The organism is Kiloniella sp. EL199 (genome assembly GCF_900313065.1).
In the GTDB taxonomy this organism is placed as follows: domain Bacteria; phylum Pseudomonadota; class Alphaproteobacteria; order Kiloniellales; family Kiloniellaceae; genus Kiloniella.
Genome location: NZ_OMPU01000008.1, coordinates 159,573 through 183,543, shown reverse-complemented (window position 1 = coordinate 183,543; position 23,971 = coordinate 159,573). Strand labels below are relative to the sequence as shown.

The window sequence follows — 23,971 nt, the reverse complement described above, 5'->3', positions numbered from 1 at the left end:
ACAAATCACTTAAACTTTAATTATCTCTATTCCATGGACGATCGCCAACAAATTCACTGACCGTGTGTATCGTCGGCATCTCCCCTGTAAGAGATATGCTATGCACTCCACCTTTTCTCAATTTCCAATAATCTAGCATGGGATAATCGTCGCCCACCCTACTCCTGTTATTGCACCATCGAGGAACTTTATGTTTTGGCGCAATAAGCAACAGTCCCTGATTACAGTCCTCTGGAAAAGCCGTACCGTCATTTATTAAAGAAACTTCCATTCCCTGCAATGTTAGGTGACAGGATTCTGCGTCACATTTCAGGTAATCACGGGATAACTCATCCCAAGATTTCACATTGTTCAAAGCAAGATCCTGCTTCCAGATCCGTGAAACAAATCTCGAGCGCTTTGTGCTATTAAGATACAGTGTATCATTTATGGTAATGCCGACTAATTGGCTTTTCGGATCAACTAAAACATCAGGTTTTTCTATAAATACATTGATATAAATAACAAATAATAAAACAGGAACAGCCCCATACCACCTGAGTTTTGTTTTAATAAGGCACAGCCAAATGCCACCTAATGTTACAATCGTCAGCGCTGAAACAGGAAAAGCACCTAACCTCCATTCTCCATAAGGAATATGGGCAACCACCCGTGCAACCCACAACAAGAATTCAAACGCCTGTCCCAGCACCTGAATAATTAATCCTTCTGCTCCTAAAGGAAGAAAAACATAACAAATTAAAACCAATGGCATTAGGACGAAAGCCGTAAAAGGAACGGCTACCAGGTTTGCAAGAATCCCGAACAAAGGCAGGCTGTGAAAATGATAAAGAACAAAGGGCGCAGTTGCTAACGAAGCAACAAGAGAGCAATAACAGGTTAACTTTATGTTGTGTACGATTTTTCCGATAAATTTCTGCTCAGGTTTTTTCTGAGAATACCACTCAAAAAAAGCAACAAGTGCCAACACAGCTGAAAATGACATCTGAAAGCTGGCTGAAATCAAAACTTCTGGATAGATCAATAACAAGAATACCGCCGCCACAGAAACCGTTCTAATAGAAAGTGCCTTACGATCCAGTACGACAGCTGTCAAACTAACCGCGACCATAATAAATGCCCGTTGAGCTGACAGCGGGTGATTAATCAACAACAAATAGAAAAAACAAAAAACAATCGCGGCCATCGCCGCAATCTTTTTGATTGGAAAATTCAACGCGACACGCGGAAACAAAGCTAAAATAAAGCGAATAACAAAGAAAAGAATTCCAGCCATTAAGCCCATATGCAACCCGGAAATGGCGAGAAGATGAGCCAAACCTGCATCGCGAATTTCTTCTTTGGTTCCTTTCGAAAGCCCCCCCTTTTGTCCTGTTAAAAATGTCACGACAAGATCCTTTTGATCTCCGTCCAAATGTTTACCTACTTTTCTGACAATTGAATTTCGAACTTCTGCCGCCGTCATTCCTATGTCATTAGCGATATATTGCTTATCGTTCGATGGTTGCTCTTCAACAATCTTTACCTTGCCAAGAATATATCCAACGGCACCGATCTTCTGATAATAGGCATGCCTCGCATAGTTAAACCCGCCGGGAATATTGGGGCGCGATGGCGGTTGAATAACAGCAAGAACCCGCACCCGCATGCCAACGCGGATGTTTTCCTGTTCCAGGTTCGATTTCAAGCGGATGATCTGAGGCGTACTGAGCCACTTAAAAGCTTTTCCGGTCAAATTATCCAGTAAATACCTCTGCCCCGGTGAACTTGGTTCTATTTGAATAATCCGTCCTTCAAAGTAGCTGGGACCAAATTCTCGTTCAAGGATAGGCGCGGCCACGCTATCGGTTCTGTAGGCCGCAGATGCAAACCCCGTAGAAGCCAAAGCAACAGCAATCAAAAAGTACTTTACCAGTACATATGTAGCTTCAGACGAACCATGTAACGTAGCAGCTGAGTGAAAGAAAATTCTCCCTAGAACCATCCCCCATAATCCTAGAGAAGTCACAAGCGACAACGTTAGACTTGGTTCAAAGGGCAGTGAAAAATAAAGGCCAATTCCCGCCCCGATAAAGACAGGAAACCAGTTGGCAAAAGCACCTTGCTCGTTGGTAAAGACCTGTGACAGCACAAAAATAATCCCCCTTTTGCCAGTTTATTACAACCGAAGGGAAAAACATCATCTTTTTTCAACCTATTACAATTATTGTTTGTCTATGATTTTATCTTCCGTCGCATTGTGTCGAAATACATATCAATGATATGGTAAAGCAACACAATTTGGGCCTGCCTATTTGCGAGATAGGTAACAATGTGTTACACCTCCGGCGAAACAAAGTCTTTGTTATCCAGATAGAAAGTTTAACTAAACTTCGCAGATACCGGATAATCCTCACTAAGACTAACACCCAAAACCTCTGGATTATCGGAAGATTGTCATGAGCCATCCCACGAAACAGGTCGTGACCCGTTTTGCACCTTCACCAACTGGATTTCTTCATATTGGTGGCGCCCGTACAGCCCTATTCAACTGGCTTTTTGCCAAGCACCATGGTGGCAAATATTTATTGCGGATTGAAGATACTGATCGCAAACGTTCAACGCCCGAGGCCATCGAAGCTATTATTGATGGCTTGGATTGGTTGGGACTAAAACATGATGATGAAATCACCTATCAGTTTGCCCGTGCAGAACGACATCAACAGGTCGCTCAACAACTTCTGTCTGAAGGTAAAGCTTATCACTGCTATTGCAGCCCGGAAGAGTTGACTGAAATGCGCGAAACCGCGCGTGCCGAAGGCCGACCGATGAAATATGATGGCCGTTGGCGTGACCGTCCGGCCTCAGAAGCGCCCGAAGGAGTAAAGCCTGTCGTGCGCCTCAAAATGCCGCAGGAAGGCGAAACTCTTATCAAAGATCTTGTGCAAGGTGATGTTACAGTCGCCAACAGTCAACTTGATGATATGGTTTTGCTAAGGGCAGATGGCACCCCAACCTATATGCTGTCTGTTGTTGTTGACGATCACGACATGGGTATTACACATATTATCCGTGGCGATGATCATCTCACAAACGCTTTCAGACAGACACAGCTTTTCAAGGCAATGGGGTGGGAACTCCCCGACTTTGCCCATATCCCTCTCATCCATGGGGCAGATGGTGCTAAACTTTCAAAACGCCATGGTGCTTTGGGTGTTGAGGCTTACCGTGATGAAATGGGGTACTTGCCCGAAGCTCTGCGTAACTATTTGCTGCGACTAGGATGGGGGCATGGCGACGAAGAAGTAATTTCAACAGAGCAAGCTATTAAATGGTATGATATTGATGGTGTTGGTAAATCACCATCTCGCTTTGATTTTGCCAAGCTTGAAAATCTGAACGGCATCTATATTCGTAATGCCGATGATAGTTATCTGGCAGACATTATCTCTCCTCTTATTTCCGAAAAGGAAGAGATAACAATATCTGCTGATCAAAAATCTGTTCTCGTCAAGGGAATGGCTGGCCTGAAAGAACGGGCAAAAACGATCATCGATCTTGCAGATAGCGCCGCTTTTTATGTTAAAGATCGTCCCTTACGGTTAAACGATAAAGCCAAGAAGCTTCTGTCAGACGAAGGTAAAGAAAACCTGAAAAATCTGTTACCAGTTCTCCAAAATCTTCCCACCTGGGAAGAAGACTTGCTGGAAAATACAGTAAAAAGCTTTGCTGAAGAACATGAATTAAAGCTTGGCAAAGTTGCCCAGCCATTACGCGCTGCGCTTAGCGGCTCTAATGTTTCTCCTGGAATCTTTGAAGTCATGGCAATATTGGGTAAAGACGAATCAATCAACAGAATTACGGATCAAGTTTGAGGAAATAATTAATCAAAAATATTGCAGCGCACAATTTGATCTTAAGTAGCAAAAGTATTATGCTGCTGCGCAACAAACCAGAATAATAACAAAGAGCAGAGGTTCCAAATATGTCAGATACCGACAACAAAAACAGCGTTACCGTTACGGACAACCGCACCGGACACAGTTGGGATATGCCAATCCTTGAAGGAACTTGTGGGCCAAATGTTATCGATGTTAGAAAACTATATAGTGAATCTGGTTGTTTTACTTATGACCCTGGCTTCACCTCAACGGGTAGTTGTGATTCTTCCATCACCTACATTGATGGAGACAAAGGCATATTGCGCCACAGAGGATATTCTATTGAAGATCTAGCTTCTAAAAGCGATTACATGGAAACATGTTATCTTCTTCTGAATGGTGAGCTACCGACAAAAGCAGAATCAGACGAATTCAAAAAGCAAATCACCTATCACACAATGCTGCACGAGCAGATGTTGAATTTCTATCGTGGTTTCCGTCGTGATTCACACCCCATGTCAATCATGGTTGGTGTTGTTGGTGCTCTTTCAGCTTTTTATCACGATTCAACCGATATACGTGACCCACAGCAGCGTCTGATTGCATCGCATCGTCTTATTGCGAAGATGCCCACGATTGCTGCTTATGCTTACAAATATTCTATTGGTCAACCCTTCGTGTATCCAAAAAATGATCTAAGCTATGCTGAAAACTTCCTTCACATGACCTTCTCAGTTCCTTGTGAAGAATACAAAGCAAGCCCTGCACTTGTCCGTGCGATGGATCGTATCTTTATCCTCCATGCTGATCATGAACAGAACGCTTCAACTTCTACAGTACGTATCGCAGGTTCAAGTGGTGCAAATCCTTTTGCGTGTATTGCCGCAGGTATTGCATCGCTCTGGGGCCCTGCGCATGGTGGTGCAAACGAAGCTGTTCTTAACATGCTTCAGCAAATTGGGCATAAAGACAACATTCCAAAATTCATCGAACGCGCCAAAGACAAAAACGACCCGTTCCGCCTGATGGGCTTTGGCCATCGTGTATACAAGAACTACGATCCTCGTGCTTCTGTCATGCGTGAATCCTGTCATGAAGTCCTTGAAGAGCTTGGCATTAACGATCCTCTTCTGGAACTTGCTATGGAACTTGAAAAAGTTGCTGTCTCAGATCCATACTTTGCCGAGAAGAAATTGTTCCCGAATGTGGATTTCTATTCAGGTATCATTCTTCGCGCGATGAATTTCCCAACTTCTATGTTCACTGTTCTCTTTGCCTTGGCAAGAACGGTTGGTTGGGTTGCTCAGTGGAAAGAAATGATTGAAGATCCCAACCATAAAATCAGCCGCCCTCGCCAGCTTTATTTGGGATCTGGAGAACGTGATTTTATAGCTGTCGAAGATCGCTAGACTTAAATAAGTTTACTTATAATTCAAAAAGCCAGTTGCTCTCAGTAACTGGCTTTTTTTATGAGATCTATTCATCTCAATTTTTCCGAGCCTTACAAGGTCGATGAAACATTTACTACAGAGCTTGCATTCCTCTCGTGAGACATATCCCCTATGCCGAAACAAAACATTACACCGACATCAGATAATAAAAAAGCGGCCCCAAAGGGAGCCGCTTTTTAAAGATAAATACACAGAGGAAATTAGTGTGCCAGAATCTGGCTCAGGAATTTCTGTGTTCGTTCTGATTGAGGATTATTGAAGAACTCTTCTGGTTCGTTTTGTTCAATAATCTCACCGCCATCCATAAAGATAACTCTGTCCGCAACTTTACGCGCAAAGCCCATTTCGTGAGTCACACAAAGCATTGTCATGCCTGTTTCAGCAAGCTCAATCATTGTGTCCAGAACTTCAGCGATCATTTCTGGATCAAGAGCAGATGTTGGCTCATCAAACAGCATGATGCGTGGGTTCATACAAAGAGAACGAGCAATCGCAACACGTTGTTGCTGACCACCAGAAAGCTGTCCTGGGAACTTGGATGCCTGATCTGGAATTTTTACACGTTCCAGATAGTGCATTGCAATTTCTTCGGCTTCTTTCTTTGGCATCTTGCGAACCCAGATTGGTGCAAGAGTACAATTCTCAAGAACACTTAGATGCGGGAAGAGGTTAAAGTGCTGGAAGCACATCCCTACTTCGCGGCGAATTGCGTCAATGTTTTTCAGGTTCCCTGTCAGTTCAATATTATCAACAATAATATCTCCCTGTTGATGCTCTTCCAGACGGTTGATGCATCGGATTAGTGTCGATTTACCTGAACCGGAAGGACCACAGATAACAATTCGCTCCCCTCTTTGAACGTTCAAGTTAATATTTTTCAGAACATGAAACTGGCCATACCATTTGTGAACACCGTTCAGCTGGATAGCCACTTCATCTGTTTTTTTCGAGGTATTGGTACTTGTGTTACTCATAATACCACGGGCTCCTTATCTTTTATGACCAGTGTGAAGTTTGTTTTCAAGCCACAGGCTGTAGCGCGACATTGCAAAACAGGAAATGAAAAATAACAACGCGATAAAGGCATACGTTTCCGGTGCCAAACCACGCCATTTAACATCTGCAACTGCCACTAGGCCAATACCAATAAGGTCAAACAAACCGATAATAGATACAAGTGTTGTATCTTTGTACAGACCAATAAAAGTGTTCACAATTCCAGGAATAACAATGCGAAGTGCCTGCGGAAGAATGATCAAACGCATGGACTGCCAATAACTTAGCCCCATTGCATCTGCACCTTCATACTGACCTTTTGGAATAGCTTGAAGACCACCGCGGATCACCTCTGCCATATAGGCAGAAGAGAACAAGGCAACACCAATCAAAGCACGAAGCAACTTGTCAAAGTTCACACCATCCGGCAGGAACAAGGGCAACATATTCGACGCCATGAAGAGAATAGTGATCAATGGTACACCGCGAATAAACTCGATAAAGCAAACACACAATGTCCGGACAATCGGCATATTTGATCGACGCCCAAGTGCCAACACAATACCGATTGGCAAGGAAGCCACAATACCTGTCACCCCCAGAACCAGGGTCAATAACAATCCACCCCATTCATCTGTATCTACTGTCTCCAGTCCCCAACCACCGCTTAAGAGATAAAAAGCGATAAACGGGAATACTGCAGAGAACACAAGGAACTTTCCACGGTGTGGAATGTTATCAAACAGTACAGGGATGATAGCAACAACCATCAATACGAAGGTTAGATTTGGCCGCCAATATTGATCTGTAGGATAGAGACCATACATAAACTGATGGAAACGATCACCAATCACAAGCCAGCAAGCACCACCCAAGTTACAGTCGGCTTTACTCTCGCCTGTAAAGGTAGCGCCCGTTACCGACCAGAAAATGATGGCAGACAATACATGGTATAGAAAAAAGACAGCAACCAAAGTCAGAATGGTATTACTGACACTCGAAAACAGTCTCTTCCTGAACCAGGCAATTATACCGGCCTCTCCCAGAGGAGGAGGAAGATCAGGATGCTCACCAGGAGCATATTGTTGTTCAGTTACACTCATCTGCTCCTCCTACCTTTCTACCAAACGAACACGGTTATTATACCAGTTCATAAATGCTGAAATCAGCAGACTAATTGTCAGATACACAAGCATCGTGATGAAAATCACCTCAATCGCCTGCCCGGTCTGGTTCAATGTCACACCGCCAAAAGACTGCACGATATCCGGATAGCCAATAGCAACCGCAAGTGAAGAGTTTTTAGTCAAGTTGAGGTATTGACTTGTCATCGGAGGAATAATCACACGAAGAGCTTGCGGAAGTATAATCAATCGCATAGTCCAGCTTGGGCGCAGTCCCAATGCTTCCGATGCCTCTGTCTGCCCGTGAGAAACAGATTGAATGCCAGCACGAACAGTCTCGGCCACAAACGCAGCTGTATAGAGACTTAAAGCAAACCAAAGTGCAGTAAATTCTGGTTTGATAACCACACCGCCTTTGAAGTTAAAACCTTTGAGTTCTGCATAAGCAAAATCAAGCGGAAAGCCTGTTACGATAAAAGCAAGAAGCGGTAATCCGATGATCATTGCGATATTTGTCATAAATACCGGATATATCTTACCAGTTGCTTCCTGGTTTTTCTTTGCCCAACGCGCGAAGAAAATACTTGCGACAACAGCAATAACCAAGGCGATTGGCACCAACATAAAGCCATCACCCGGTAGTGGTTCAGGAACGATAAGGCCACGCTTGTTTAAGATAATTGTTTCATTGAACAAGGTTATGCTTTTTTTCACCGCAGGTAATCCGAGGAAAACTGCATACCAAAGAAGAATTTGAAGCAACAAAGGAACGTTACGTGTAAATTCAATATACCAATAAACAATTCTACTCACCAACCAGTTTGGTGACAGACGTAGAACACCGAGGAAAACCCCCAATATTGTTGCCGCGACGATTCCCAAGAAGGAAACCATAAGCGTATTCAACAAACCAACAAGGAACACGCGTCCATGTGTGTGTGTTGCTGTATATTCCATAAAAGGGGAAATGGCGATGTCGTATCCAGCGGCAGTATCAAGAAAAGCGAAACCGGTTTGAATACCGCGTTTTTCGATATTATGCGCTGTGTTAAAAACGATGAATACGAGGAATGCGCCTAGCAGGCCAATTACAAGAGCCTGAAAGAAAAGCGATCTAAACCGCTGATCCGAAAAGAGCGATGCTCCACCCGACCCACGGGCATTTTGTGCAGTTTCAGCCGACATACTGCCTCCTAAATGCTTATTTTTATTAAAATTAAAGCCTGACTAGCTAAGGTAGGGCCACCAATGCTGGCAGCCCTACGCAAAGTAAAATCAGGCTTTAATGTCTCGACTTAGCGCATTGGAGGAGCGTAAAGCAGACCACCATCTTTCCACTGAGCATTGATACCACGCTCAATGTTCAGAGTGTCAGTAAGGTTTGTTTTGAAAGACTCACCATAGTTACCAACGTTTTTAACTACGTTGTATGCCCACTTAGCGTCCAGGCCAAGCTGCTCACCCATGTTGCCTTCAGCACCGATCAGACGAAGAACTGATGGGTTTGTAGAAGAAGACATCTCGTCGATGTTTGCAGAAGTAACACCGAGTTCTTCAGCAATGATCATTGCGTTAAGAGTCCAGCGAGCGATATCGCCCCACTGCTGATCACCGTGACGTACGAGAGGACCGAGTGGCTCTTTGGAAATGATTTCTGGAAGAACAATCTGCTCATCAGGAGCTGAAAGTGTGGAACGAAGAGAATACAAACCGGAAGCGTCAGTTGTGTATACGTCACAACGACCTTCGTCATATACTTTCGCGCCTTCTTCTGCAGTTGCAACTGGAACTGTTTCGTATTTCATGCCTTGAGCACGGAAATAGTCAGCGAGGTTCAACTCAGTTGTTGTACCAGTCTGAACACAAACAGAAGCACCGTCTAGCTCAGTCGCACTGGAAACACCAAGAGATTTATTTACAAGGAAACCTTGTCCATCGTAGTAGTTGATACCTACGAATTCGAAGCCGAGGTTAACATCACGGGAAAGTGTCCACGTGGTGTTACGAGCAAGCATATCAATCTCACCAGACTGAAGAACGGTAAAACGCTCTTTAGAAGTCGTTGGTGTGATTTTTACTTTCATTGGATCGCCGAAGATAGCCGCTGCAACTGCGCGACATACATCTACGTCAAGACCTTCCCAAACGTTTTCTGCGTTAGGAGCAGCAAAACCTGGTAGAGGCGTAGCAACACCACAATTGAGCTCACCGCGTGCCTTGACGTCATCAAGAGTACCAGCCTGAGCTGCTGTTGTCATTGTTGTGGCTGCTGCAGCCGCAAACAGGACTTTTCCGAATTTCATTGTTTGTGTCTTCCCTGCTGTTTAACACGTTTATTGTTTGTTTAAGACGTCGCAAACAGGACATCCCGATTTATTTTTCATCGGCATACAAATGTTCACCAACGCAATAAACATGCTATTACCAGTAACCCATCTAAGCCTCTCAGAAAACAGCATTTTTTACTTTGTTAGGGGACAATTTTCCTTGCCATCAAAAAAAACATTAAAAATCAAAGAATTAGATAAAATCTTTTAATTCAAACTTTCTTCATTTTCTGTAAAAAAATTGTACATACAGCTTATAAATATGGTTAATTTTTTTATTTTTTTGTTTTTTTATCCTTAAAACGTCATTTATTTTGCTACGAAAGAATCCTTTTTTGTCACGCATCATTCAACAAACCTGTTTTCCTCTTCTTGATTATCATAGATTTCCTTGCAATCGCGCTAATCAATCGTGATGCTGCTGCCAAACAGATAAAACCATCGTAATAGAGAATTCCCATGTCGAAGACTAATTTCACTCAAGAAACAAAGGTTACACACCTTGGTCGTGATCCCTTAGCAAACTTTGGAGTTGTTAATCCTCCTGTTTATCACGCATCCACCATTCTCTTTAAAAATATGGCCGAGATGGAACAAAGGGCTGCGACAAAATTCGACAAGGGAACGATGAATTATGGGCGTCAGGGAACCCCGACAATATTTGCTTTGGAAAATGCAGTTGCAGAATTAGAAGGCGGCTATGGTGCCTTCTCTGTCTCTTCTGGTCTTGGCGCTATTACAACAGCAATTTTAAGTGTTGTAGAATCCGGAGACCATATACTTGTTACTGATTCTGTATATGCCCCTACCCGCTTCTTCTGCAAAGATGTGCTCCAGCGTATGGGGGTAGAAACAACCTATTATGATCCGCTTATTGGCAAAGATATAGAAAAACTCATTCGCCCGAATACACGGCTCGTATTCACGGAATCTCCTGGCTCCCACACTTTTGAAATGCAGGATATTCCTGCAATTGCCAAAGCTGCTCACAACAAAGGCGCTTTGGTTATTATGGATAACACCTGGGCAACTCCTCTGCTCTGTAAGTCTTTTGAGCTCGGCGTTGATATTTCGGTTCATGCCGGCACGAAATATATTGTCGGACACTCCGACGCCATGCTTGGTCTTATCATTACAACGGAAGAGCTCTATCAAAAGGTAAAAGAAACAACATTCCATCTAGGACAATGCTCTGGTCCGGATGACGTTTACCTTGCACAGCGAGGGTTGAGAACCATGGCTGTTCGACTGAAGCAGCATCAAGAAAGCGGGCTTGAAGTCGCGAACTGGCTTAAAAGCCGCCCAGAGGTATCCCGTGTCCTTCATCCTGCGCTTGAAAGTGATCCTGGTTATGAAATCTGGAAACGCGATATGTCCGGAGCAAGTGGCCTGTTTAGCTTTATCCTTAATCCAACATCAAAAGAAGCTATCCGCGCGATGGTTGACGATCTCGAACTCTACGGTATGGGCTATAGTTGGGGTGGATTTGAAAGTTTGATACTTCCAAGTGACCCAAGCTCAATTCGCACAGCAACCAAATGGTCTGCCGAAGGACCGTTGATTAGACTCCACATCGGCCTGGAAAATCCAGATGATCTCATTATGGATCTAGAGGCTGGCTTCAAAAGAATGTCTCAATAGGAAATATCCTGATGAATAATTCCAAACTGGATAATCTTCTCTCCAGCCTCAAATTTAATGATCAAGGTCTTATCCCTGCCATTGCACAGGATAATGTTAGAAATGACGTCCTCATGATGGCCTGGATGAACAAGGAATCTATCAAAGAAACTTTCGACACTGGCCGTGTCTGTTACTGGTCAAGATCCCGACAAAAACTATGGAAAAAAGGTGAAACATCAGGACAGCATCAAGAGCTCGTCGATTTTCTCATCGACTGTGATCGGGATACCGTTCTGGTAAAGGTAAAACAGCATGGAGTCGCCTGTCACACTGGTCGACGCAGTTGTTTTTACCTTTCAGTATCCGAAAATGGCGACACAACGGAAACCATGGACGTTGAAATAGATCCTAAAGATCTCTACTGATTTAGTATCTATGAAGAAATAAAACCCAAAGCTGTTCTGAATAATCAGAACAGCTTTTTCTATTCCCCCTTTCATCTAATGGCTTAAAGCACGTTAAAAAAATCAAAAAAAACCAGATAACTATCTGGAATATTAGCAGAGCATTAACCCATTCACTCTATCTTGTGCCAAATATACAAATCAAAGATGTTAGGTGTGTGAATATGAATTCAGGTTCTGTTATCAGCGAAGAAGAAGCAGACAAACTCGCTGAAAGCGAAATGTTGGATGAAGCAAGAGATGTAGCATCCAGCCTGGAAGTCAACCTCCAGCAAGTAAGAACAGGTGGACTGGACGGAAAAACCGCTGCGGAACGTTTAGCGCAAGATTCGTCAAATCTCAGATTTAAAGCAAAATCGGTTAACATCCCGGGTTTAGCAGCTATTACCCACCGGCTGGATGAATATCTTGCTGGCCTAACAGATCTTGAAGACAAACATATTCAAGATCTTCAGACCTATAGCGATAAAATTTCTGCCCTACTTGATGGCGAAGCTTTACCTACAGAAAACATTGCCGAAGTTGTGCGCTCTATGCCGCACCAAATTACTTTCAATGTTGAAGATATCGAGATTACAAACACAGAGGTACTGCTGGTTATTCCACAAAAAACGGCCGGTAAGGTTGTTGCTCGCGAACTAGCCGCTTGTGGATACCGCGTAACATCACTCACAGAGCCTTTGGAAGCAATCACAATGATTCTGGAAACCAAACCAGATCTTGTCATTACATCAATGGTTATGCCACGTCTTGGTGGGGCTGACCTAGCCTGTGCCCTGAAAGCCATGCCATCAACCAAAAAATCTCATGTCGCCGTTCTGACCAGCTTGCCATCAGATCACCCTGACATGCAGGAATTACCAATGAATGTTGGCGTTATTCGCCGAGGAACAACCTTTGGTGATGATCTGGCAGATGTCTTGCAAAAATTTAATATTACCTAAAAGTAAAACAGGCATTGCTCATTTTGAGCCGCACGTTATGTATAAGGGGAATTTACCCCGCATAATGTGCGGTTCTTTTTATGGAGAAATACTATGTCTGATCAAGTACGCGCCTCACACATCCTTCTAATGTACGAAGGTTCCATGCGCTCTACTGCTACCCGCTCACAAGAAGAAGCTCAAACTCTCATTCAGGATCTTAAAACACAGATCGAGGGCGGTGCCGCGTTTGCCGATCTGGCCAAAGAACATTCTGACTGTCCATCAGGTAATGAAGGTGGTGATCTCGGCCACTTTGGTAAAGGCATGATGGTTCCAGAATTTGAAGCATCCGCCTTTTCGATGGAAATCGGTCAAACAAGTGATATCGTTGAAACTTCCTTTGGATACCACCTTATTCAACGCACTGAATAAGGCAGAATTAACAAAACTCTGCTCTAACTGATGCTAGCAAACTCAGCAGAACAGATATAGGGAGCAGGTTTTAGAAGCGAAAAGACAGGTCACCGTCGCCACACAAGACATCGAAAATCTATCCAGACATGATTAAAATCAATAACAACTGGAAAAAACTGATTGCTTCGATATATCTGGCGGCGGTATTTGTTTCTTGTCATTGATCCCCCCCTGAGCTTCATGAAAGCATTGAGCTTCATATTGAAGAATATTGGCGCTTTGAGGGTAAAACCATACGACATTTGACGAATGGTTCCGTTATTCAATTCAGCTCTTCTGCTCACATATTAGAACAGCTTGCCGCTGATCTTGATGAAAATAGAAAAAGCGGGAAAATCTCCCCGCTTTTTCTTTATATTATCGTTATATGTAATATTTAATCAAACAACGCATCAATATCATCTTGGGTGATGCCCTCGTTTTCAGCAGCAGGTCCATTCATAAGCTGATCATCGCCTTCGCGTCCGTCTTCAGAGCCAACAGGCAAATCTATGAAGGCTTCAGCCCCCCAAATATTAATCATGGATACAATACGATCTTCAATAAATCGAAGAGTATTGATAATCTTTGTCATTCGCTGACCAGTTATATCCTGAAAGTTTGAAGCTTCCAGAATTGTAATGACATTGTTTGCAATCTTGTCACAAGCCGTTTGCACATCCGTATCATCACTCATTAAAGCTGAAAGTTCGTTGACAGTCGCTTCTATCTGTTCGTTCGCATCCAGAATATTGTTTGTAGCCGTTTCAGTTGCCATTACAATTGCATCAAGCTCATTCGTCGACTGAGCAAAAGGATCATCAACATCGTCAGGATGCTTGATCTGAGCAATCTCTTTTTTTGTCTTGCCGATCATCCGAACCATCTGGGCAATTTCAACCCGGACATCTTCCGCATCATTATAACTTTTTTCTGCATCAGTTTGTTGAGCAGATGGTTGACGAACCGCCGCATTGGATTGTTTCAAGGCAACAATTTCAGACCTCAGTTCATTTATAGATTCAAACAATTGCATGTTTGAAACCTTGGCATCAGGCGATAACCCTCTACGAAGACGAACCCCTCGTTCCGCAGCATATTCTTTTCTTGGTTCGTTTCTACTCATCATTTACTCCCAAAAATCCCCCGGATTTGATAAAAACAATAACCCAACAAAATTAATGAAAATTGAATATGTTGTTATTTTTGCGATTAAATTTCATATTAATTTGACCAATTGAACAATTTTCTGTCCTTTGGCATTAACGATTGGTTGAACATATTGGCTTTTTGCCTCACCATATGTACTCGAGTCCGGTAAAAATCGGATCATGACAAAAAAATTTATAACTGATAGACAGGGATGGGACTCACAAATGAAAAAACTATTCCAGACGGTTGCAGCATCAATTATTGCACTAACAGCTACAGCCTCACACGCCGAAGATATCAAGCCAGCTGTAGTTTTTGATATGGGTGGTAAATTCGATAAATCCTTCAACGAAGGTGTTTTCAACGGCGTAGAGAAGTTTTCAAAAGAAACAGGTATTAAATATCGTGAGTTCGAAGTAACAAATCCTTCGCAGCGCGAACAGGCAATTCGTAAAATGGCACAACGTGGCGCAGACCCGATCGTAGGTGTCGGCTTTGCCCAGGGACCAGCCATTGAAAAAATTGCAAAAGAATACCCTGATGTTCGTTTCACAATCATCGATTCTGTCGTTGACTTGCCAAACGTCCAATCCGTTGTTTTTAAAGAACACGAAGGATCTTTCCTTGTTGGTGTTCTGGCTGCAATGGCCTCCGAAAACCAGAAAGTCGGTTTTATTGGCGGCATGGATATTCCGCTTATTCGTAAATTTGCGTGTGGTTATGCTCAAGGGGCGAAATACGCCGTTGGGTCCGCCGAGGTGTATAGCAATATGACCGGTACAACGCCATCAGCCTGGAACGATCCAAGTAAAGGCAGTGAGCTTGCGAAAAGCCAGTTTGATAAAGGTGCCGATGTTATCTTTGCTGCAGCAGGCGGGACCGGTATCGGTGTTTATCAAGCAGCTAAAGATGCTGGTAAATACGCCATTGGTGTGGATTCAAACCAAAACCATCTACAACCGGGTACAATGCTGACATCTATGATCAAAGGCGTTGATGTTGCTGCATATAATGCGTTTAAAACTGCAATGGATGGTACTTGGAAACCAGGAAAACATGCTCTTGGGCTTGCTGAAAATGGTGTAGATTGGGCACTGGATGACAACAACAAGTCCCTTATTACTGACGCGATGAAAGACAAAGTAAAAGAAGCACGTGATGGTATCATTTCCGGTTCCATCTCTGTTCATGATTTCACATCAGATAACAGCTGCCCTGCTCTGTAACCGGGTAACCCGGTAACCGATCTGAAATCAGAAAACTAAAATCAGATACTAGGTTTTTCTATGAGCGTAGAACGCATCAAGACCCAAGGGTCTGAGGCGGTGGGGGGGCAATCAGCTCCCCCACCCTCTATTGAACTGCCCGCTATTGAACTGAGAGCAATCAGTAAAAGCTTCGGCCCTGTAAAAGCGAACCAAAACGTCGATCTAAAAGTTCTCCCCGGAACTATTCACGGTATCATAGGTGAAAATGGTGCAGGAAAATCGACGTTGATGAGTATCCTTTACGGATTTTACGAAGCAGATAGCGGCGAAATTCTTATCAATGGGCAAAAAAAGAAAATTCACTCATCAAGAGATGCAATTTCCTATGGCATTGGTATGGTTCACCAGCATTTTATGCTCGTAGAAACCTTTACCGTACTTGAAAACGTTATGCTGGGTGCAGAAGGCGCCCCTCTTTTAAACAAAAGCAGTCAATTTGCCAGGGAAGAACTTTTCAAGCTTTCAAAGGAATACAGCTTGGCCGTTGATCCCGATGCGATGACAGGAAACCTCCCCGTTGGTCTTCAGCAACGGGTGGAGATTCTCAAAGCCCTCTATCGCGGTGCTGAAATTCTCATTCTTGACGAACCGACTGGTGTCCTGACACCACAAGAGACAGATCAGCTTTTCAAAATCCTTGATATCCTGCGCAGTCGCGGTGTGAGTATCATCCTAATCACGCACAAGCTCCAAGAGATCATGGCAATTACAGATCGCGTTTCTGTAATGCGTGCGGGAACGATGGTCTCGGAACGGGAAACATCAGAGACATCCAAAAACGAACTTGCTGAGTTAATGGTCGGGCGAAAGGTTCTTCTGGAAGTCGATAAAACTGACCCTGATCCGGGTGAAATTTTGCTGGAAGCCAAAAACCTTTCCTATAAAGAAGATGGCGTCACCAAACTGGATGATGTCTCTATCACCCTTCGTGCTGGTGAAATTGTCGGCATTGCAGGTGTATCCGGAAACGGTCAGACAGAATTGCTCGCAGCATTAAGTGGCATTTGCCCGCTTCAAACCGGATCTATTGACATTGGCTCTGTTCAAATCACACCCAAAAATCATAAAAATCCGAAAGAGTTTAGAGAATTAAGTGTTGGTCATGTTCCCGAAGACAGACATCGTATGGGAATGGTAACCGCCTTTAGCGCACAAGAAACTGCGATTATGGGGTTCCACGAAGATCCTGCCTATAATGGCAAGATCCTGATGGATAACAAAGCTGTTCAGGAACACTGTACCCGATTGATGCAGGACTATGACGTCCGTCCGGAAGATCCCAAACTGAAATCGGCTAATTTCTCTGGCGGGAATCAACAAAAACTGGTTCTTGCCCGTGAAATGGACCGACGTCCCGAAGTTCTTCTTGTTGGCCAACCAACACGAGGTGTTGATATCGGCGCTATTGAATTTATCCACAAAAACCTGATTGCCATGCGCGATGCTGGGTCTGCAATTCTTGTGGTCTCAGTGGAACTTGAAGAAATCATGTCCTTAAGTGATCGCATACTGGTCATGTTCGAAGGTCGTATTGTTGGCGAAGTCGCAGGTAAAGATGCAGATGCACGCCAACTCGGCCTTCTCATGGGGAATGCAGGCACACAGTCCAAGACAAGCTCTGAGCAAGACAACACTAATAACACGACACACTCAGAGGAGATCCCGGCATGAGCAGTCCTAGCAAAGCCCTTCCCGCATGGATTGATGCTGGTGTCATTCCCTTGATCAATATTTTACTGGCATTTTTTGTTTCCGGGATCGTTATTTTAATTATTGGTGAAAATCCTATAGAAGCAGTAAAAATTATAATCTATGGAGCTTTTGGGAACGATTATAATTTAGGCTATACCCTTCATTATACAACGAACTATATCTTCACTGGATTAGCTGTCGCTGTTGCTTTCCACGCAAGCCTTTTTAATATCGGTGGCGAAGGTCAAGCCTACATCGGTGGCTTGGGTGTAGGTTTGCTTTGCCTAGCCCTGGACCAATATGTTCCCTTTTGGATAATTTTACCTCTCGCTATTGCTGCTTCTGGCCTTTTTGGTGCAGCCTGGGCCTATGTTCCTGCTTATCTCCAAGCTTATAGAGGCAGCCATATTGTTATCACAACGATCATGTTCAATTTTATAGCTTACAGTGTAATGAATTATCTGTTGGTCAATGTCTTGATTGAACCTGGCCAAATGTCCCCTGAAAGCCGTGATTTTCTTGCCTCAGCTCAAATGCCAACAATGCAGGAAGCTGTTGGGTGGTTTGGAATAGATATTGAAAAATCACCGCTTAATCTTTCAATACTTCTTGCTCTATTTAGCTGTGTTTTTGTCTGGTTATTTATCTGGCATACACGTTGGGGCTATGCCATTCGGATGTTTGGATTTAATGAAAATGCCGCAAACTATAGCGGAATTAATACACAACGTTTAGTCGTTGGCACGATGTGCCTTTCCGGTGTTTTAGCTGGATTTGTAGGTATCAACGAGATTATGGGAAATCATAACAGGTTAATGCTTGATTTTATCACTGGTGCGGGATTCACAGGTATTGCGGTTGCACTGATGGGGCGTAACCATCCCTTCGGCATTGTTATCGCCAGCCTTTTGTTTGGGGCACTTTATCAGGGCGGTGCCGAGTTATCTTTTGAAATTCCAACCATACAGGTGGAGATGGTTAAGGCTATTCAGGGTCTCGTCATCCTATTCTGTGGTGCATTGGCTTATATGACCAGACCAACAATTGAACGTATTTTTACGGCCATTGTTGAAAGCAACGGTACAGCAAAGGAGCAGACAAATGGATGATTTGTTCCTATTACTTTTATCTACGCTAGATTCAACCCTGCGAGTGTCTGCACCGCTGGTGCTTTGCGCGATGGCCGGAATTTTTTCGGAACGATCCGGTATCATCGACATCAGTTTGGAAGGTAAACTTCTTGCTGCTGCTTTTGCCGCCGCCGCCGTCGCAGCGGTTAGTGGATCTGCATTTATTGGCTTGGGTGCGGCCATAGTTACCTCTGTCCTCATGGCGCTTTTACATGGTTTTGCCTGTATTACCCATCGCGGAAACCAGGTTGTGAGTGGACTTGCCATCAACATTCTCGCTTCAGGCTTAACGGTAACACTTGGCGGTGCATGGTTCCATAAAGGTGGCCAGACACCAACACTTAGTGGTGATGCTCGCTTTTCGCCCTTAACATTACCCGGGGTAGATTTTCTGTCAGAGATCCCGTTTTTGGGTACCATGTATGTTGAGTTAATTAGTGGTCATAACCTTTTGGTTTATATTGCATTCCTAGCCGTTCCCATTACTTGGTGGGCACTTTACAAAACACGGTTTGGACTGCGCTTGCGTGCTGTCGGGGAAAACCCGCAGGCTGTTGATACAGCGGGTATTTCTGTAACGCTCCTGAGGTATCGCTCTGTTATTATTGCTGGTATACTCTGTGGTATTGCAGGGGCTTATCTGTCCACAGGACAAAATGCAGCATTCGGTAAAGAAATGTCTGCCGGGCAAGGTTATATTGCCCTTGCGGCGATGATTTTTGGTAAATGGAAACCTGTACCGGGCCTTCTCGCCTGCATGCTTTTTGGCTTTCTTGATGCAATGGCTGTAAGATTACAGGGGGTCGCGCTGCCGGGTATTGGCGAGATACCTGTCCAGTTTATGCAGGCGCTGCCTTATGTTCTGACTGTTATCCTGCTGGCTGGCTTTATAGGCAAGGCTGTTGCACCAAAAGCCATTGGCCGTCCTTATGTAAAGGAACGTTGAGATGGAACGATCAGCAATCATGACTCAACTACGAGAGAACATGTCACGGGCATATGCCCCCTATTCCAAGTTTCATGTTGGATCTGTGATAAAATCAACAGACGGGCAGTATTATAATGGATGTAATGTCGAGAATGCTGCCTATCCGTTAGGTATATGCGCCGAAAGCGGCGCGATTGCGGCCATGGTACAAAACGGCAGCCGCGAAATAGCTGAAATTTATATCATGGGTGATGGTGATGCACTCGTTACACCCTGTGGCGGATGCCGACAAAAAATTCGTGAGTTTGCAAATGCAAAAACACAAATTCACATCTGTGGCCCCGAGGGATTACGGAAAACCTTTACAACCGAAGACCTCCTACCCTTTTCATTTGGACCTGATAATTTGAATAATGACGAACCCAAATCAATCCTCGAATGAGGCTTTAGACATTATTCGGAGCCGCCTTAATGGCGTTATCCCAAAGTTAGCTATCATCCTCGGGTCAGGACTTGGCCCCCTTGTTGAAGCTGTACAAGACCCAACGACAATTTCATTTACCGATCTCCCCGGCTTTCCATGCCCTTCCGTCGAAGGACACGCCGGATCTTTGATCCTTGGACAAATCAACGGAATAGAAGTTCTCATTCTACAGGGCAGAAGTCATTATTATGAACATGGTGATGCTACTGGTATGCTGATAGTGATTGAGACAATCAAGGGAATTGGCTGTAAGCAGTTGATTTTGACCAATGCAGCCGGAAGCCTACGTGATGAAGCCGGCCCTGGAAGCCTGATGCTGATTACAGATCACATTAACTATTCCGGTATGTCGCCGCTAATCGATTCCAGCGGAAATGATCGTTTTGTTGATATGACCGATGCATATGATCCAAACATACGAAACATCCTGAAAGTTGTTGCCGATGAAAATGAAATCAAGCTGTATGAAGGTATTTACATGTGGTTCTCCGGGCCAAACTTTGAAACGCCTGCAGAAATAAGAGCAGCAAAAATCCTTGGTGCAGATGCGGTTGGCATGTCTACTGTACCCGAAGTTATTCTGGCAAAACGCGCAGGCATTCCAACTGCAGCGATGTCCATTATTACAAACTATGGTGCCGGTATGAGTGATACAGCCCTGACCCATGAACAGACGATGAAAAATGCTAAAATTGCCACTGATAATTTAATTAAACTGATAAGTAATTACTTAAAGAATTTGAGGTAAGCTCATGACAAAAAACGCAAAATTGTCTTTAAGTTTGTTGGACCTCACAAGCCTTTCTGCTGATGATACAAACGAAAGCATCCAAACCCTCTGTTTGAAAGCTCTCACACCATTTACGTCTGTTGCAGCTGTCTGTGTGTTTCCTTCTTTTCTCTCCATCTGCCAAGATGAATTAAAGGGAAAGGATGTCAAATTTGCTGCAGTCGCCAATTTTCCTTCGGGTGGTGAAGGACTGGAAGCAGCCATTTCACAGACCAAAAACATCATAACACTTGGTGGTAACGAAGTTGATCTGGTTATCCCCTACAAAGAATGGATCGCCGGCAATAAAAGCTCTACACCCGACATGATACGTGCATGCAAAGATATTTGCGGTGATCAAGTAACACTCAAGGTCATTCTGGAAAGTGGTGCGTTTGAAAATATGAAAAGTCTTTACGACTTAAGTATTGCGGCTATTAATGCCGGGGCAGATTTTATCAAAACCTCAACAGGAAAAACAGACGTATCAGCCACAATCGAAGCCGCAGAAACTATGTTAAAAGCGATCAAGGATAGTGATCAAAAATGCGGTTTCAAAGCCTCTGGAGGTATTAGAACTCATGCACAAGCTGTTGAGTACATAGAGCTTGCTCAAAACATTATGGGTGAAAACTGGGTCTGTGCTGATAACTTCAGATTTGGCGCGAGTGGCCTTTTGAATGACCTTTTATGCGTTTTGGGTCAAACGACTGATTCTGAACAAAAAAGCACCTACTAATGTTTCTTCCCCAAGAAGTAATCCGAAAAAAACGTGAAGGGCAAGAACTTAGCAGCGATGAAATCGCCTATTTTGTCAAAGGAATTACATCTGGCGATATGAGTAACAGCCAAATTGCTGCCTTGGCAATGGCTGTGTTCTTTCAGGGGATGAGTATTACTGAAACCGTCAATTTAACTCAATCCATGACAAGGTCAGGCGAGAAAATTGGCTGGTCAGAATTACACGATTTAGGCCCTGTGCTGGATAAGCACTCAACAGGCGGTGTCGGAGATAAGCTAAGCTTGCTGGTGGCACCAATCATTGCCGCCTGTGGCGGATATGTCCCTATGATATCAGGTCGCGGTTTAGGACATACTGGTGGTACATTGGACAAACTGGATGCAATTCCCGGATACCAAACATCGATTAATATTAAACGCCTGAAATCCATCACAAAAACTGCGGGCTGCGCCATTGTCGGCCAAACAGGTGATTTGGCCCCCGCGGATAAACGTTTTTATGCTATAAGGGATATTACAGCGACCGTTGAAGCCATCCCCTTGATCACTGCATCCATCCTGTCCAAAAAACTATCAGCTGGGTTGGATTGTTTGATAATGGATATCAAGGTTGGCAGTGGTGCCTTTTCCAGCACTCTGTCCATGGCCGAAAAGCTAGCCGAAACCATCGTAAACGTTGCCAATGGCGCTGGCTTACCAACCAGAGCCCTCATCACGGATATGGATCAGGTACTTGGCTCAACAGCAGGAAATGCTTTGGAAATAAAAGAAGCCTGGTCATACTTGTCTGGCGGTCAGAAAGAAGAGCGTACTGATATTATAAACATGTCCTTATGCTCAGAGCTTTTAATTCTGGGTAATCTGGCAAAAACACATGATGACGCACATAATAAGGTCATAACCGTTTTATCCAACGGCAAAGCTTTGGAACATTTCCAGAAAATGATTTCTGGCTTGGGTGGTCCTACAGATTTTTGTGAAAGGCCCGATAGTTATCTGCAATCTGCAAAATACTGCGAAGACATCTATCTGGATACATCAGGGTATCTAGCTTCTATGGATACACGGGAAATCGGTATGGCCGTTGTTACCCTCGGTGGCGGTCGTTCCAAAGCAGGTCAGGAAATTGATCATGCCGTAGGTTTTGATCACATTGCTCCCCTTGGAACACGAGTTGATTCAAAGTATCCCGTTGCACGTATTCACGCCAATTCACAAGATCAGTTAGCACGAGCAAAAGCTCGATATCTAAATGGGCTGACTGTGGTTGATAAAGCTCCCAAACAACAACACCCAATTTTAAAATCATTAGTAAATTAATATGTCTAGAGCTTTTATATTATTGATGGATTCATTTGGTATTGGCGGTGCGCCGGATGCTGAAAGTTTTGGAGATAAAGGCTCAAACACCCTCGGGCATATTGCCGAACAGTGTACAATAGGCAATGCGGATAAAAAAGGCGTCAGGCATGGCCCTCTTTATCTCCCTAACATGGAAATCATTGGGTTAGGACATGCTGCCTATCAAAGTACTGGCAACTATCCCAAAGGATTTAGCTCTCAAATCAAAGCCACAGGATTACACGGTGCTGCCAGCGAAATAAGTAAGGGCAAAGATACACCAAGCGGGCATTGGGAAATTGCGGGTGTCCCCGTCAAGTTTGACTGGGGATACTTCCCGGACAAAATGCCTTGTTTTGACGACTCACTTCTGGATGGCATAGTTAAAGTTGGCAATCTACCCGGCGCCTTGGGGTTATGTCACGCATCCGGCACAGAGATTATAGCGCGCTTTGGCTTGGAGCATATCAAAAGCAGCAAACCGATTATTTATACCTCGGCAGATAGTGTTATTCAGATTGCTGCTCATGAACAAAGCTTTGGTCTAGAAAGGCTTATTGATCTTTGCGAAAAAATACGAATTCTTGTCGATCCCTATAACATTGGCCGTGTTATTGCTCGTCCCTTTGTTGGCAATGCTCCGGATAATTTTGAGCGTACAGGAAACAGGCGTGATTTTAGCGTTTTGCCACCTGCTCCAACCCTACTGGACAAAGTAAAAGAAGCCGGTCGGGAAATGATAGCCATTGGTAAAATTGCTGATATCTATGCGCATCAGGGACCTACACAGGTTATTAAAGCGTCGGGTCATGATAACCTTTTCCAACGTACACTGGAACAAGCTATAAAGGCGCCTGACGGCTCATTAACCTTCACCAACTTTGTTGATTTTGACAGCTTGTATGGACACCGACGTGATGTAGTCGGATATGCAGCAGCACTTGAAGAATTCGACAGAAAACTTCCAGAGCTCATTTCAATACTGAAAGACGATGATCTGGTAATTATCGCTGCAGATCATGGCTGCGATCCAACCTGGACCGGCACGGATCATACCCGGGAAAATATACCTGTTCTTGCTTTTGGTCCCCAAATTAAAGCACAAAATATTGGCACCCGGGAATGCTTTGCAGATATTGGACAGAGCATCGCTTCCTTCTTGGGAGTAGGTACCTTGGAAGCAGGAAAATCATTTTTATAACTCCTTGCTTTTAAAAGTCAGGAAGCACTGAAATACAAGAA

21 protein-coding genes are annotated in these 23,971 nt (G+C 43.9%); 15 read left to right on the top strand and 6 right to left on the bottom strand.

Annotated elements, in window-relative coordinates; all coding sequences use genetic code 11:
• Nucleotides 1-16: 16 nt before the first annotated feature.
• A complete protein-coding gene (locus tag D9A03_RS07410; RefSeq protein ID WP_120496566.1) occupies nt 17-2,131 on the bottom strand; it encodes a ComEC/Rec2 family competence protein in 2,115 nt (704 codons plus the stop codon).
• Nucleotides 2,132-2,438: 307 nt separating this feature from the next.
• Here D9A03_RS07410 and gltX point away from each other — a divergent pair, with 307 nt between their 5' ends.
• Together gltX and D9A03_RS07400 are read left to right on the top strand one after the other, a co-directional pair.
• A complete protein-coding gene (gene gltX / locus D9A03_RS07405) occupies nt 2,439-3,854 on the top strand; it encodes a glutamate--tRNA ligase (protein WP_120496565.1) in 1,416 nt (471 codons plus the stop codon).
• A 110-nt stretch (nt 3,855-3,964) separates the two neighbouring features.
• Nucleotides 3,965-5,269 (top strand): citrate synthase, encoded by a 1,305-nt coding sequence (locus tag D9A03_RS07400; protein WP_120496564.1) that lies wholly within the window; start codon nt 3,965-3,967, stop codon nt 5,267-5,269.
• 242 nt (nt 5,270-5,511) lie between these two features.
• On the opposite strand, the gene D9A03_RS07395 is transcribed toward D9A03_RS07400, so the two are convergent.
• From D9A03_RS07395 to D9A03_RS07380, 4 genes are all read right to left on the bottom strand, one after another.
• Complete coding sequence (locus tag D9A03_RS07395; protein ID WP_120496563.1) at nt 5,512-6,285, bottom strand: amino acid ABC transporter ATP-binding protein; 774 nt, start codon at nt 6,283-6,285, stop codon at nt 5,512-5,514.
• Nucleotides 6,286-6,300: 15 nt separating this feature from the next.
• A complete protein-coding gene (locus D9A03_RS07390) occupies nt 6,301-7,410 on the bottom strand; it encodes an amino acid ABC transporter permease (protein ID WP_162938021.1) in 1,110 nt (369 codons plus the stop codon).
• Between the two features lie 9 nt (nt 7,411-7,419).
• Nucleotides 7,420-8,616, bottom strand: a complete 1,197-nt coding sequence (locus D9A03_RS07385) for an amino acid ABC transporter permease (protein ID WP_120496562.1) — start codon at nt 8,614-8,616, stop codon at nt 7,420-7,422.
• A gap of 110 nt (nt 8,617-8,726) precedes the next feature.
• On the bottom strand, nt 8,727-9,734 hold the full coding sequence (locus D9A03_RS07380) for an amino acid ABC transporter substrate-binding protein (protein ID WP_120496561.1): 1,008 nt from the start codon (nt 9,732-9,734) through the stop codon (nt 8,727-8,729).
• A gap of 483 nt (nt 9,735-10,217) precedes the next feature.
• Here D9A03_RS07380 and metC point away from each other — a divergent pair, with 483 nt between their 5' ends.
• The 4 genes from metC (at nt 10,218) to D9A03_RS07360 (ending at nt 13,203) form a co-directional block, all read left to right on the top strand.
• Entirely contained in the window at nt 10,218-11,399 is a 1,182-nt protein-coding gene (gene metC / locus D9A03_RS07375; RefSeq protein WP_120496560.1) for a cystathionine beta-lyase, read from the top strand.
• An 11-nt stretch (nt 11,400-11,410) separates the two neighbouring features.
• Nucleotides 11,411-11,806 carry a phosphoribosyl-AMP cyclohydrolase gene (gene hisI, locus D9A03_RS07370; RefSeq protein ID WP_120496559.1) on the top strand — a complete coding sequence of 132 codons (396 nt, stop codon included), beginning with the start codon at nt 11,411-11,413 and terminating at the stop codon, nt 11,804-11,806.
• A 203-nt stretch (nt 11,807-12,009) separates the two neighbouring features.
• On the top strand, nt 12,010-12,789 hold the full coding sequence (locus D9A03_RS07365) for a two-component system response regulator (RefSeq protein ID WP_120496558.1): 780 nt from the start codon (nt 12,010-12,012) through the stop codon (nt 12,787-12,789).
• Nucleotides 12,790-12,882: 93 nt separating this feature from the next.
• The gene (locus D9A03_RS07360) at nt 12,883-13,203 is read left to right on the top strand and encodes a peptidylprolyl isomerase (protein ID WP_120496557.1); all 321 of its coding nucleotides are present in this window, start codon (nt 12,883-12,885) and stop codon (nt 13,201-13,203) included.
• A 418-nt stretch (nt 13,204-13,621) separates the two neighbouring features.
• Here D9A03_RS07360 and D9A03_RS07355 read toward each other — a convergent pair whose 3' ends face one another.
• Nucleotides 13,622-14,350 (bottom strand): protein phosphatase CheZ, encoded by a 729-nt coding sequence (locus tag D9A03_RS07355; protein WP_162938020.1) that lies wholly within the window; start codon nt 14,348-14,350, stop codon nt 13,622-13,624.
• A 250-nt stretch (nt 14,351-14,600) separates the two neighbouring features.
• Between D9A03_RS07355 and D9A03_RS07350 the strand changes: the two genes are divergently transcribed.
• From D9A03_RS07350 to D9A03_RS07310, 9 genes are read left to right on the top strand one after another with little or no spacing between them, the layout of a single operon-like run.
• Entirely contained in the window at nt 14,601-15,602 is a 1,002-nt protein-coding gene (locus tag D9A03_RS07350; protein ID WP_120496555.1) for a BMP family protein, read from the top strand.
• Between the two features lie 60 nt (nt 15,603-15,662).
• Nucleotides 15,663-17,315: an ABC transporter ATP-binding protein gene (locus D9A03_RS07345; RefSeq protein ID WP_174233637.1), complete on the top strand. Its 1,653-nt coding sequence runs from the start codon at nt 15,663-15,665 to the stop codon at nt 17,313-17,315.
• Nucleotides 17,312-18,445: an ABC transporter permease gene (locus D9A03_RS07340; RefSeq protein WP_120496554.1), complete on the top strand. Its 1,134-nt coding sequence runs from the start codon at nt 17,312-17,314 to the stop codon at nt 18,443-18,445. Before D9A03_RS07345 ends, D9A03_RS07340 begins: the two co-directional genes overlap by 4 nt.
• Complete coding sequence (locus D9A03_RS07335; protein WP_174233636.1) at nt 18,438-19,412, top strand: ABC transporter permease; 975 nt, start codon at nt 18,438-18,440, stop codon at nt 19,410-19,412. The genes D9A03_RS07340 and D9A03_RS07335 overlap by 8 nt, the downstream gene beginning before the upstream one ends.
• 1 nt (nt 19,413) lies before the next feature.
• Nucleotides 19,414-19,836 carry a cytidine deaminase gene (cdd, locus tag D9A03_RS07330; RefSeq protein ID WP_120496553.1) on the top strand — a complete coding sequence of 141 codons (423 nt, stop codon included), beginning with the start codon at nt 19,414-19,416 and terminating at the stop codon, nt 19,834-19,836.
• On the top strand, nt 19,808-20,626 hold the full coding sequence (locus D9A03_RS07325; RefSeq protein WP_120496552.1) for a purine-nucleoside phosphorylase: 819 nt from the start codon (nt 19,808-19,810) through the stop codon (nt 20,624-20,626). The genes cdd and D9A03_RS07325 overlap by 29 nt, the downstream gene beginning before the upstream one ends.
• A 4-nt stretch (nt 20,627-20,630) precedes the next feature.
• On the top strand, nt 20,631-21,386 hold the full coding sequence (gene deoC / locus D9A03_RS07320) for a deoxyribose-phosphate aldolase (RefSeq protein ID WP_120496551.1): 756 nt from the start codon (nt 20,631-20,633) through the stop codon (nt 21,384-21,386).
• Nucleotides 21,386-22,708, top strand: a complete 1,323-nt coding sequence (gene deoA / locus D9A03_RS07315; protein WP_120496550.1) for a thymidine phosphorylase — start codon at nt 21,386-21,388, stop codon at nt 22,706-22,708. Before deoC ends, deoA begins: the two co-directional genes overlap by 1 nt.
• Before the next feature lies 1 nt (nt 22,709).
• Complete coding sequence (locus tag D9A03_RS07310; RefSeq protein ID WP_120496549.1) at nt 22,710-23,930, top strand: phosphopentomutase; 1,221 nt, start codon at nt 22,710-22,712, stop codon at nt 23,928-23,930.
• Nucleotides 23,931-23,971 lie beyond the last annotated feature (41 nt).

What these genes read in the sequence shown, in the direction of transcription:
- gltX (WP_120496565.1), top strand. Translation starts at nt 2,439, where the DNA reads ATGAGCCATCCCACGAAACAGGTCGTGACCCGTTTTGCACCTTCACCA.
- hisI (WP_120496559.1), top strand. Translation starts at nt 11,411, where the DNA reads ATGAATAATTCCAAACTGGATAATCTTCTCTCCAGCCTCAAATTTAAT.
- D9A03_RS07380 (WP_120496561.1), bottom strand. Translation starts at nt 9,734, where the DNA reads ATGAAATTCGGAAAAGTCCTGTTTGCGGCTGCAGCAGCCACAACAATG.
- deoC (WP_120496551.1), top strand. Translation starts at nt 20,631, where the DNA reads ATGACAAAAAACGCAAAATTGTCTTTAAGTTTGTTGGACCTCACAAGC.
- metC (WP_120496560.1), top strand. Translation starts at nt 10,218, where the DNA reads ATGTCGAAGACTAATTTCACTCAAGAAACAAAGGTTACACACCTTGGT.
- D9A03_RS07390 (WP_162938021.1), bottom strand. Translation starts at nt 7,410, where the DNA reads ATGAGTGTAACTGAACAACAATATGCTCCTGGTGAGCATCCTGATCTT.
- D9A03_RS07395 (WP_120496563.1), bottom strand. Translation starts at nt 6,285, where the DNA reads ATGAGTAACACAAGTACCAATACCTCGAAAAAAACAGATGAAGTGGCT.
- D9A03_RS07355 (WP_162938020.1), bottom strand. Translation starts at nt 14,350, where the DNA reads ATGAGTAGAAACGAACCAAGAAAAGAATATGCTGCGGAACGAGGGGTT.
- D9A03_RS07350 (WP_120496555.1), top strand. Translation starts at nt 14,601, where the DNA reads ATGAAAAAACTATTCCAGACGGTTGCAGCATCAATTATTGCACTAACA.
- D9A03_RS07340 (WP_120496554.1), top strand. Translation starts at nt 17,312, where the DNA reads ATGAGCAGTCCTAGCAAAGCCCTTCCCGCATGGATTGATGCTGGTGTC.
- deoA (WP_120496550.1), top strand. Translation starts at nt 21,386, where the DNA reads ATGTTTCTTCCCCAAGAAGTAATCCGAAAAAAACGTGAAGGGCAAGAA.
- D9A03_RS07325 (WP_120496552.1), top strand. Translation starts at nt 19,808, where the DNA reads ATGACGAACCCAAATCAATCCTCGAATGAGGCTTTAGACATTATTCGG.
- D9A03_RS07310 (WP_120496549.1), top strand. Translation starts at nt 22,710, where the DNA reads ATGTCTAGAGCTTTTATATTATTGATGGATTCATTTGGTATTGGCGGT.
- D9A03_RS07385 (WP_120496562.1), bottom strand. Translation starts at nt 8,616, where the DNA reads ATGTCGGCTGAAACTGCACAAAATGCCCGTGGGTCGGGTGGAGCATCG.
- D9A03_RS07345 (WP_174233637.1), top strand. Translation starts at nt 15,663, where the DNA reads ATGAGCGTAGAACGCATCAAGACCCAAGGGTCTGAGGCGGTGGGGGGG.
- D9A03_RS07335 (WP_174233636.1), top strand. Translation starts at nt 18,438, where the DNA reads ATGGATGATTTGTTCCTATTACTTTTATCTACGCTAGATTCAACCCTG.
- cdd (WP_120496553.1), top strand. Translation starts at nt 19,414, where the DNA reads ATGGAACGATCAGCAATCATGACTCAACTACGAGAGAACATGTCACGG.
- D9A03_RS07360 (WP_120496557.1), top strand. Translation starts at nt 12,883, where the DNA reads ATGTCTGATCAAGTACGCGCCTCACACATCCTTCTAATGTACGAAGGT.
- D9A03_RS07365 (WP_120496558.1), top strand. Translation starts at nt 12,010, where the DNA reads ATGAATTCAGGTTCTGTTATCAGCGAAGAAGAAGCAGACAAACTCGCT.
- D9A03_RS07400 (WP_120496564.1), top strand. Translation starts at nt 3,965, where the DNA reads ATGTCAGATACCGACAACAAAAACAGCGTTACCGTTACGGACAACCGC.